This window comes from Bacillus sp. ChL18 (genome assembly GCF_026241425.1).
GTDB lineage: Bacteria > Bacillota > Bacilli > Bacillales > Bacillaceae > Bacillus > Bacillus velezensis.
In genome coordinates, this window is sequence record NZ_JAPHWE010000003.1 from 370,080 (window position 1) to 380,299 (window position 10,220).

General features: G+C 46.8%; 10 protein-coding genes and 2 tRNA genes. 6 read left to right on the plus strand and 6 right to left on the minus strand.

Annotated elements, in window-relative coordinates:
• Window positions 1–49: 49 nt before the first annotated feature.
• Both OQ477_RS18390 and OQ477_RS18395 read left to right on the plus strand, forming a co-directional pair.
• On the plus strand, window positions 50–736 hold the full coding sequence (locus OQ477_RS18390) for a FadR/GntR family transcriptional regulator (RefSeq protein ID WP_007609773.1): 687 nt from the start codon (window positions 50–52) through the stop codon (window positions 734–736).
• Window positions 726–1,940, plus strand: a complete 1,215-nt coding sequence (locus tag OQ477_RS18395; protein ID WP_012116961.1) for a CynX/NimT family MFS transporter — start codon at window positions 726–728, stop codon at window positions 1,938–1,940. The genes OQ477_RS18390 and OQ477_RS18395 overlap by 11 nt, the downstream gene beginning before the upstream one ends.
• A gap of 59 nt (window positions 1,941–1,999) precedes the next feature.
• Here the strand turns inward: OQ477_RS18395 and OQ477_RS18400 are convergent, their stop codons facing one another.
• The 6 genes from OQ477_RS18400 to OQ477_RS18425 all read right to left on the minus strand — a co-directional run bounded on the left by OQ477_RS18400 (window position 2,000) and on the right by OQ477_RS18425 (window position 6,651).
• A complete protein-coding gene (locus tag OQ477_RS18400; protein WP_003156024.1) occupies window positions 2,000–2,314 on the minus strand; it encodes a DMT family transporter in 315 nt (104 codons plus the stop codon).
• Entirely contained in the window at window positions 2,314–2,643 is a 330-nt protein-coding gene (locus OQ477_RS18405) for a DMT family transporter (RefSeq protein ID WP_227051465.1), read from the minus strand. The genes OQ477_RS18400 and OQ477_RS18405 overlap by 1 nt, the downstream gene beginning before the upstream one ends.
• A gap of 76 nt (window positions 2,644–2,719) precedes the next feature.
• Complete coding sequence (locus OQ477_RS18410; protein ID WP_044803144.1) at window positions 2,720–3,301, minus strand: TetR family transcriptional regulator; 582 nt, start codon at window positions 3,299–3,301, stop codon at window positions 2,720–2,722.
• A 116-nt stretch (window positions 3,302–3,417) separates the two neighbouring features.
• Window positions 3,418–4,980, minus strand: a complete 1,563-nt coding sequence (locus OQ477_RS18415; RefSeq protein ID WP_007409293.1) for an APC family permease — start codon at window positions 4,978–4,980, stop codon at window positions 3,418–3,420.
• 237 nt (window positions 4,981–5,217) lie between these two features.
• Window positions 5,218–6,072: a manganese catalase family protein gene (locus OQ477_RS18420; RefSeq protein ID WP_007409292.1), complete on the minus strand. Its 855-nt coding sequence runs from the start codon at window positions 6,070–6,072 to the stop codon at window positions 5,218–5,220.
• Between the two features lie 111 nt (window positions 6,073–6,183).
• Window positions 6,184–6,651, minus strand: coding sequence for an SRPBCC family protein (locus OQ477_RS18425; protein WP_007609778.1), 468 nt, complete (start codon window positions 6,649–6,651; stop codon window positions 6,184–6,186).
• A 127-nt stretch (window positions 6,652–6,778) separates the two neighbouring features.
• Here OQ477_RS18425 and OQ477_RS18430 point away from each other — a divergent pair, with 127 nt between their 5' ends.
• The 4 genes from OQ477_RS18430 (at window position 6,779) to OQ477_RS18445 (ending at window position 10,088) form a co-directional block, all read left to right on the plus strand.
• Window positions 6,779–7,780, plus strand: a complete 1,002-nt coding sequence (locus OQ477_RS18430) for an NADPH:quinone oxidoreductase family protein (RefSeq protein WP_265973439.1) — start codon at window positions 6,779–6,781, stop codon at window positions 7,778–7,780.
• Between the two features lie 428 nt (window positions 7,781–8,208).
• On the plus strand, window positions 8,209–9,627 hold the full coding sequence (locus tag OQ477_RS18435) for a sugar porter family MFS transporter (protein ID WP_105938028.1): 1,419 nt from the start codon (window positions 8,209–8,211) through the stop codon (window positions 9,625–9,627).
• Window positions 9,628–9,929: 302 nt separating this feature from the next.
• Window positions 9,930–10,006: transfer RNA gene (locus OQ477_RS18440), tRNA-Arg, on the plus strand.
• 8 nt (window positions 10,007–10,014) lie between these two features.
• Window positions 10,015–10,088 (plus strand) — tRNA-Gly (locus OQ477_RS18445).
• Window positions 10,089–10,220 lie beyond the last annotated feature (132 nt).

The window sequence follows — 10,220 nt, forward strand, 5'->3', positions numbered from 1 at the left end:
TTATATTACCCAATGATAGAATCATCCTACAAATTTCAGAGGTGTTTTGATGGAGATATCCAAAACAAGCAGACTGTCGCTCGTAGAACAAGTGGTGACGCAAATTGAATCGTTAATTCAATCGGATAAATGGCCGGTCGGGACGCGCATTCCCCCTGAGCTGGATTTAATGAAGCAATTTGATGTGAGCCGAAACACATTGCGTGAGGCCATTCGGGCGCTCGTACATGCCGGCCTGCTTCAGACAAGGCAGGGGAGCGGTACGTATGTCAGCTCATCCAGTGTTCTCGGCGCGGCATTTTACCGCCATATTAAAAAATCAAATTTGCTTGAAACATTAGAAGTCAGATACGCACTCGAAAGAGAAGCTGCACGATTGGCGGCGGAAAGGCGTAATGACGAAGACCTGAAAGCACTGAAGGCATGCTTGGATGAATGTGAAGCGGCCTTGCAAAATGAAGATCGAAAACGGTATGCAGAAGCCGACATTAAGCTGCACAAAACCATTGTACAGGCGGCCCATAACAACATGCTTTCTGATCTATACGAGCATATGACGGAGGCGCTTTGTGCGTCAGTCCATAACCTGTTGGAAATCACCCCTGCTATCCGGATCCACACCCAGCTTGCCGCCGCGATTATCGGACAGAAACCGGATCAGGCCATGGAGGCCGTCAACCAATACATCACAGTATTTAAAGATACAATACACATGGAGGATGAACATGAAAATTAAAGACGAACATCAAATTCTGCAAGCAAGTCAGCGTAAAAAACTGATATTGCTGGTCATCGGAGTCATATTGATAGGGGCCAACCTTAGAGCGCCTCTGACATCGGTCGGGCCGCTCGTTTCCTCAATTCGGGACAGCCTCGGCATGACCAATGCGGCTGCCGGCACCATTACGACAGTGCCGCTTTTGGCCTTTGCATGTCTGTCACCGTTTGTTCCTTTATTGTCCCGGCGCTTCGGGACCGAGATTGTGTTACTGTCATCATTAATTGTCCTGACAGCCGGAACTCTGCTGCGCTCCATCGCTGGAATCGGCACTCTCTTTTTCGGAACGATCCTGTTGGGATTGTCGATCGCCGTATGCAATGTCCTGCTGCCGAGTCTCATTAAACATAAGTTTCCCGGAAATTTAGGCATCATGACCGGCGTCTACTCGGTTTCTATGAATCTGTGCGGCGCGATTGCATCCGGCATCAGCGTGCCGATCGCCTCTTCAGCGGGGTTAGGCTGGAAAGGCGCGCTCGGCTGCTGGGCTATCCTTTCTTTCATTGCGTTTGTCATGTGGATTCCGCAAATGCGAGGACGCGAACTGCCTGTCCGCACGACTGGGACAAACGGAGAGAAGAAAAGCAGTCTGCTGCGGTCTCCGCTTGCTTGGAAGGTGACGATGTTCATGGGGCTGCAATCCCTTATTTTTTACACCGTCATCGCTTGGCTGCCGGAAATTCTTCAGCAGAATGGACTCAGCTCAAGTAAGGCGGGATGGATGCTTTCATTAATGCAATTCTCAGTCCTGCCGATTACTTTTATCGTGCCGATCGCTGCCGCTAAAATGAAAAATCAGCGCGCACTCGCCGGACTGACAGCTTTATTTTTCCTTATCGGCATTGCCGGCGTTCTTTTCGGAAGCCCGGCGCTCACTCCGCTATGGGTCATTTTGATCGGAATTGCGGGAGGATGTGCGTTCAGCTTGGCGATGATGTTCTTCAGCCTGCGGACCCGGCATGTTCATGAAGCCGCGGCGCTTTCCGGCATGGCCCAGTCATTCGGATACCTGCTTGCCGCGTTCGGGCCGCTCGTATTCGGTTTGCTGCATGACATCACGCACGGCTGGACGGTTCCGTTATTCATGCTGATCGCAGTCTCCGTTCTGATCTTTATTTTCGGAGTCGGAGCGGGAAAAGCAGAACAGATCAAAACAGCATAAAAAAACAAAGGGCCCGCTTAGGGTCCTTTGTTTTTTATTTGAAAAGCTGTCTCAGGCCGTCAAGCTGTCAGTTTTAAGCCGATGACACCGATGAGGATAAGCCCCAGAGACACCAATTGTGACAGGTTGAATTTTTCTTTAAACCAAAGTATGCCCACGGCCGAAACGCCGATGCTTCCCATGCCGGTCCAAGCCGCATACGCGACACCTGTGGGAAGAACCTGCATCGCTCCGGAAAGGCAAAAGAATGAAAGCATAAAGCCTGTTACCATGACAATCAGCGGCCACTTTTTTTTAAAACCGTCAATATGTTTCATGGCAACGGCCGCTACAACTTCCTCCGCTCCGGCAATAAATAACAGCAGCCATGCCATTAATGTTCACTCCTTGTTTCAGTTTCTTTCGTAAATACCTTCATTCCTAAAATACCGGACAACAGCAAAGCCAAAAAGAATATTTGCCCGATTGAAAACGATTCGCCTAAAATGACGCCCGTTACATATGTGCCGACGGTGCCTATTCCGACAAAAACGGTATATGCGGCAGCCATCGGAATTTTTTTATAAGAGCGGATCAGCATCAGAAAGCTGACGGCAATCAGAAGGAAAATACCAATCCAATCAAAGAGCGAATCCGCATGCTTCAGGGCGGACGCCCAAACTACTTCTAACAGTCCGGCTATCAATACAAGCAGCCAATACATGATACAGTCACCTCAGTTAGTTATGAATGAATGTCAGTCATTTTTACGGCGGTCAAAAATGATCGGTCTCCGCCAATCATTTCTGCAAGCTTCTTTTGAGAAAGCTGAATATTTCTTTTTTATATACTTCGAGATCGACATCCTGTTCACAGCCGATATAAAACCGTTCAGCCGCGTTCTCGACAACGTTGATAATCGTTCTGGCCGTCCATCTGACATGAATGCCGCTGTGGACCTCACCCTGTTCAATGGCCGTATTGATCACGCCTTCCAGCCAGGAATAATAAGGCTGATAAATGGCTTCCCATTTCTCCATCGAATGATCGATGGCAAGACCGGAATAACAGAGAACGATAATATCTTTATGAAGCCGGGTGATGTGAAATGTCTCATCTACCAAAATGTCCAGCAACGTCCAAAAATCTTCAGAACCGTCCGTTTTCCCTTTTATCCTGTCCAGCGTATTGTCGAGCAGGTTTTCTGCAATCGCGGATATCAGTGCGTTTTTAGAAGAAAAATATAAGTAAAACGTCCCTTGGGCCGTTCCGGCTTTTTTGACGATTTCTGAAATGGATGCTTTGTCTAATCCTTTTTCAGAAATGACTTCAATCGCGGCTTGCAGGATCTTTTCGTATTTTCCCGAGCTTTGTTTTGCCAATAGAGGGGTTCCTCCTTTTATGAATGACTGTCATTCATTTTATCGCACATTCGCTTTTTTGTCATCCCTTAAAATAAAAATACCGGAAAGAAGACCATACTTCTTTCCGGCATTCGTCATTTATCACTGTCGATCATAGCCTTCGGCAGTCCTGTATATTTTGCCCAGTAATAAATACCGAGCGAACCGATGGCGATCAGGATCAGGTCAAGCGGATTGCTGATAATGCCCAATCCGTGGCCGAACGAGCCGAGATAGGAGAAAATCAGCATCATGACATAAAAGCCGACGATCCACCATGCTGATTTCAGCTGCTGGCGTATGCTGACATCATCTTTGGGAGCATATTTACTGAAACAAAGATAGATCAGAAACATGACAATTTGAGAACCGAGAAGCCAGGATACGGTGCGCCATCCGGACCAATATACAATATAAGAGGTAAAAATAAACGACAGCGGTCCGATGATGCTCATCCCTTTTAAATAAAACGGTCTGTTAATATTCTTCGCGTTGACTCTCAGCGCCGCAGAAGAAATCGGCGCAATCGCATAAGACAGAATCAATGCGACGGAGCATACGTTGACAAGAGCGTTCCAAGAAGGGAACGGAAGCGTCCAAAAAACAGCCAGACCGAACGAAAGCCAAAGGGAGGCACGCGGTGTCCCGGTTTCTTTATTGACTTTAGAAAAAATGCTGAATAATGTTCCGTTTCTGGCCCAGGCATAGACGAGACGTGAAGTCGTATTCATAAAGATATTTCCGTTACCGCCCGGTGATAAGATGGCATCTAAAATGACCAATGTCGCCAGCCACCCCAAACCGAGCAAAACGGCGATATCTTTGAACGGAAGGGAGAATTCAGTCCCGATAGCCGGCCATCCGTGCTTCAAGGTATCCGCCGGGATCGCCCCGATAAAAGTGAGCTGCAGCACGGTGTAAATAATAGTAGAAACGATAATACAGACAATCAATGCGATCGGAATGTTCCGCTTCGGATTCTGCACTTCACTCGCGACAGCCACAATCGGATGCAGCCCAAGATATGCAAACATGACGCCGCCTGTGGAAATCGCGGCCTGAATTCCGGTGAAACCAAAAGGCGCGAATCCGTGAACGGTCATATTGCCCGGGTGAAAATGAAAAATCAGTACCACAATTACCGTAATCGGTACGACATATTTAAAAATCGAGATAATGAAGTTTGCTTTCGCAAAGGTTTTGACACTCCAGTAATTGAGGAGGAAGAACAGGCAGAGCAGCGCAAATTGCAATATCCACCCGGCAATTGTCGGCGAATCGGAGCCTTTGACGGTCAAACCGGGAAACCAATACGCCACGTATTGGCGGACTGCCGTGACTTCTATAGAAATAAGACTCGTGTATGCCACAATGGTGACAAAGGAAATTAAATATCCGACCAGGTGTCCGTGTGAATATACGGGATACCGGATAATTCCCCCGGTCCGCGGCAGCGCGGCGCCCAGTTCCGCATAAACCAAGCCGATCAATAAGATGATTCCCCCGCCGATCAGCCAGGAAAAAACGCCTGATGGGCCCGCTTTAGAGGCGACGTTACTGACGGCAAACAGCCATGCCGAACCGAATATGGCTCCCATGCCGATTAAAATAAGATCAAAAAGTGACATAGTTTTCTGGAAGTTTCCTTGCTTAGACATTCGCTGCCTCCTTAGAAAAGACATTGTTCTCTTTACATAATTCCCATTATCATTCAAACATACCCAGCCGGCCGGCTGGAAAATTAGGACAACTTTCGAAACGAAGTATGTACAGCAATGTGCTCACATTATAATAACGGCCGTATGGCAAGATCTCCCGGCTTATATTCCCCGTTTTAAACACATTCAAACCTCATATTCAGAAAAACAAAAAACGCCCGAAACAGGCGTTTTTTGTTACAAGTTCATATCTTTCAGTCCGGGGCTGTGCTCATTCGGAAGCTCGGGAAGTTCCGGCACGGGGAAACCTTTAGGAGGCTCGGACACACTTAATTCGCCGCCGTTTCGGCTCGGCGTCGTTCCCTGCAGAATTTCTCCGATCCGTGTCGGATCCAGTCTGAAATTAAATTGGGTATTATGATAACCCATCTCAACGAATTTCCGGCATTCCGGGTATTTTTCAATATCATAATTCGGAACGGGAAATAATTTGCCCCATTCGACACCCAGTGTTTCCAACGCTTTTGTAAATGCATTTTGATGAGCGTTGTCACGGACGATCAGAAAACCGAGTGTTTCTCTGAACGTCTGATTTGAACTCATTTCATAAATGCGCGTCTTTTGCAGCACGCCGGTTGATTCCAGCACGACATTGTCCAATAAATCGGAAATCAGGTTCCCGTGGTTGTATACCCAAGACCCGTTCCATGGATTGCCGCCGGCGTCTACAGGAAGAGAACTTTGCGCCCCGATGATAAAATGGTGCGGATTGGCGTGTTTAACTGCTTCGTCAAGCGGCGCCTGATCTGCTGCCTGATTTCCGGGGCCCTCAGCGCCGCTTTCGTCGAGCAGCGCATTAATCGTATGCTGGACAAGCTCAACGTGTGCGATCTCTTCTAAAAATACACCGCGAAGCAGGTCACGGAACTGTTTTTCTTTCCCTCTGAAATTAGAGCTTTGGAAAAAGTATTGCATCATCGTCCGCATTTCTCCGTAGTGCCCGCCTAAAATTTCCTGAAGCACCTTGGCTGCGGCGGGGTCCGGCTTGTCCGGTTTAATGATATTGATCAGCTCTTCTTTGTAATAATACATAAACAGCGCCCCCTGAAAGAAGTTTTCGGTTCTTCTGTTAGTGTCTTTGCAAAGTCAGTTTTTATGTATCGGCATCAAAAAAAGGACGGAAACCGTGTCCGTCCTTTTGTGTTAAGCCTCAACCGCCCCGCGAAGTTTCGTGTTGACAAGCCCGTTCCATCCTTGATCCATCGTACTGTGAATCTCGGAGCTTTTCCGATTGACTTTATTGATGACGGCTTCCGGCTCTTTCCATCCGCCGTGAATGAGAGTGAATTCCGTATCTCCGCTTTCCGTTTCCTTTAAGACAAAAGAAACGATCCAGCCTTCCGTATCCCACGAAAAAGAAAGGCGGTACGGCGCTTCAATATCCAGCAGCTTGCACGGAGACGGACCGAACGGAGATTCCAGCTGAAACTCACTGTCTTCTTGAGGTGTGAAATTATTCGGCATAAACCAGAGAGACAGGCCGTCCGCAGTGGAGACCGTATCCCAGACAACTTGTATCGGCGCCTTGAAAACGGCGGTATGAATAATGTCCGGTAATGGCTGATTGCCGCTGTTGTTGTTTTTGTTATCTTTGTTTTGTTTATCAGACATGATGCGTAACCACTCTTTCGCTGTTTTTACTTTTGATCATACTACACGGGGCAGGACATTTGAAATCAAATCAAACTTATTCTATGCTTTTCCAAAGCCATTCAATTCATTTTAAGGAGACGTAGTGATGACAGATCAATTTAAAGCGTTAGTAGTCGATCAACGTGAAGACCGGTTTTCAGTCAGCGTACGGGAGCTGGCGGTTCAGGACCTTCCCGAGGGTGAAGTGCTGATTAAGGTTTGCTACTCAGGGGTGAATTATAAAGACAGCTTGGCTGCCATTCCTGACGGCAAGATTGTAACGTCGTATCCTTTCGTGCCGGGAATTGATTTAGCGGGAATCGTCGTTTCCTCAGATGACGCCCGTTTCAAAGAGGGGGACAAAGTCATTGCGACAAGCTACGGCATAGGTGTTTCCCGCTTTGGCGGTTATAGCGGGATGGCCCGCATTCCGGCTGATTGGATCGTGCCGCTGCCTGAAGGTCTGACACTTAAAGAAGCCATGACGATCGGAACCGCCGGCTTCACTGCCGCATTGTCCGTCCAGCGTCTTGAAGAAAACCATGCCGCTCCTGAAAAAGGGAAGGTGCTGGTCACGGGAGCGACAGGCGGCGTCGGAAGCTTTGCCGTCTCCATTCTTTCAACCTTAGGTTACGAGGTCGAGGCCAGTACGGGAAAAGAAGATGAAAGCGGCTATTTGAAGAGCCTCGGAGCGAAGACGGTCATTCACCGTGATGAAGTGTATAACGGCACGTTAAAACCGATGCAAAAACAAAAATGGGCAGCGGCCGTCGATCCGGTCGGAGGTGAGCCGCTTGCTTCAGTTCTCAGCCAGATTCAGTACGGCGGATCAGTTGCTGTGAGCGGACTGACAGCGGGAACGAAACTCCCGGCTACAGTCTTTCCGTTTATATTGCGCGGCGTCAGTCTCTTGGGAATCGATTCCGTATTCTGTCCGATGGAGACTAGAAAGAAAACATGGCAGCGTTTAGCTGATGACTTCAAGCCTGCAGGTCTGGAGGCCTTTATTCAAAAGGAAATTACACTTGAAGAGCTGCCGGATACGCTTCCTGCCCTTTTAAAAGGAGAAGCGAGAGGAAGAACGATCGTTACAATAAACGAAGAATAAATCAAAAACCCCCAACTGCTGATTGGGGGTTTTCAATATATAATCAATTATTTATTGAAAAGAGACTAAATATTGAGTATATCGTGAAAATAAGTTGATTAAAAACATAAATTGATTACATATAGGTAATATAAAGGTAAATTATAAAATTTTCTGAAATATTTATTGACTGAAAGCGCTTTTAAAATTATGATAATAACATAAGTGCCAATAATATCATTATAACTTTACTACAAAATAACTATAAAGTAACAATTTGGCGAGAGGGGAGAGCGAATAATCATTATAAATAATAACGCTTTCGGAGTATTTTCTTCTTATATAACTGTTTTGGACGGTCAGAACTTGTATGCAGACGTTATAGGTGTAAATATTGATAACTGAATATTCTGATATTATCTCTGTGTAAAAACTAGGAGGATTTGAAGATGAATAAAAATAGCAGCCAGCATTCATTTTTAAGAACCATCATTTTAGTATCGACGTTCGGGGGTCTACTTTTCGGCTACGATACCGGTGTAATTAATGGGGCGCTGCCGTTTATGGCGGAAGCTGACCAGCTTAATCTTACCGCTTTGACTGAAGGGATGGTGGCGAGCTCATTGCTCTTGGGGGCTGCGATCGGCGCGGTTTTCGGAGGGAGATTGTCGGACTATAACGGCAGACGTAAAAATATCCTTATCCTTGCCGTTTTGTTCTTTGCAGCAACGCTTGGATGTACACTGGCGCCTAACGTATCGGTTATGATCATCTCCCGTTTTCTGCTGGGGCTTGCCGTCGGGGGAGCATCCGTAACCGTTCCGGCATATTTGGCTGAAATGTCGCCGGCGGAAAGCCGAGGGAGAATGGTTACCCAAAATGAATTGATGATTGTAACGGGCCAGCTGCTTGCCTTCACGTGTAATGCTATCATCGGCAATGTGCTTGGTGATACCTCTCACGCTTGGCGTTATATGCTCGTTATCGCGGCCCTTCCGGCGTTATTCTTGTTTTTCGGTATGCTGAAAGTTCCTGAAAGTCCGCGCTGGCTGGTTTCTAAAGGAAGAAAAGAAGATGCTCTGCACGTTCTCCGGCGAATAAGGAATGAAGAGAAAGCGAAGTCTGAGCTCGCTGAGATTGAATCTGCCTTTCATAAGGAAGTTGAGATGGAGCAGGCCACCTTTAAGGATCTTGCCGTTCCATGGGTGCGCCGCATTGTGTTTATTGGGATCGGAATTGCGGTAGTGCAGCAGCTCACCGGCGTGAATTCAATTATGTATTATGGAACTCAAATTTTAAAAGATGCCGGTTTCGAGACAAAAGCCGCATTGATCGGCAATATCGCTAACGGTGTGATTTCAGTGCTCGCGACTTTTGTGGGAATATGGCTTCTCGGTAAAGTCGGCCGCCGCCCGATGCTGATGACGGGCCTGATCGGAACGACTGCGGTGCTGCTTTTGATCGGAGTTCTGTCTGTCGTGCTGAAAGGGTCGCCTGCTCTTCCTTATGTGGTTCTTTCATTAACAGTCACTTTCCTTGCGTTTCAGCAGGGGGCTGTCTCTCCGGTGACCTGGCTGATGCTGTCGGAGATATTCCCGCTTCGATTGCGAGGACTTGGTATGGGGGTCACTGTCTTCTGCCTCTGGATCGTGAACTTCCTTGTGGGTTTAACTTTTCCGATCCTGCTCGCAAACATCGGATTGTCTGCAACCTTCTTCATTTTTGTCCTGTTAGGGGTAGCGTCCGTTATATTTGTGAAAAGGTTTCTTCCGGAAACGAAAGGTCTGTCGCTCGAACAGCTTGAACAAAACTTCCGTGCTTATGAAAAAACAGATCGTAATAGCGCAGAAGCTGAGGTGAGCGGGTAATCTGAATAGACGCGGGGTTCCTAGGAATCCTGCTTTTTTATTTATTATATAGAAGGGAATAATAAGTGAGAAAAAAGTTTCGTAAAAGTGTTGACCTAATTTGAAGTGCATGGTATATTATTAAACGTCGCTGATGAACAAAGCGATAACGACAAATGAGAAAATGATCTTTTGAAAAAAGACTTTACAAATTCTCAAAAGCGTGTATAATAAATGAGGTCGAGAAAAAGACTTCGAAAAGAAATAAAAAAACACTTGACATCATAACTGATTGGTAGTATGATAGTTAAGTCGCCTGATAAGCGCCCGTAGCTCAATTGGATAGAGCGTTTGACTACGGATCAAAAGGTTAGGGGTTCGACTCCTCTCGGGCGCGCCAATTCAAATGCGGGTGTAGTTTAGTGGTAAAACCTCAGCCTTCCAAGCTGATGTCGTGAGTTCGATTCTCATCACCCGCTCCATTATCATGATCTTTGAAAACTAAACAAGACAAAACGTACCTGTTAATTCAAAGTTTTAAATAAATCGCACAGCGATGTGCGTAGTCAGTCAAACTACTTTATCGGAGAGTTTGATCCTGGCTCAGGACGAAC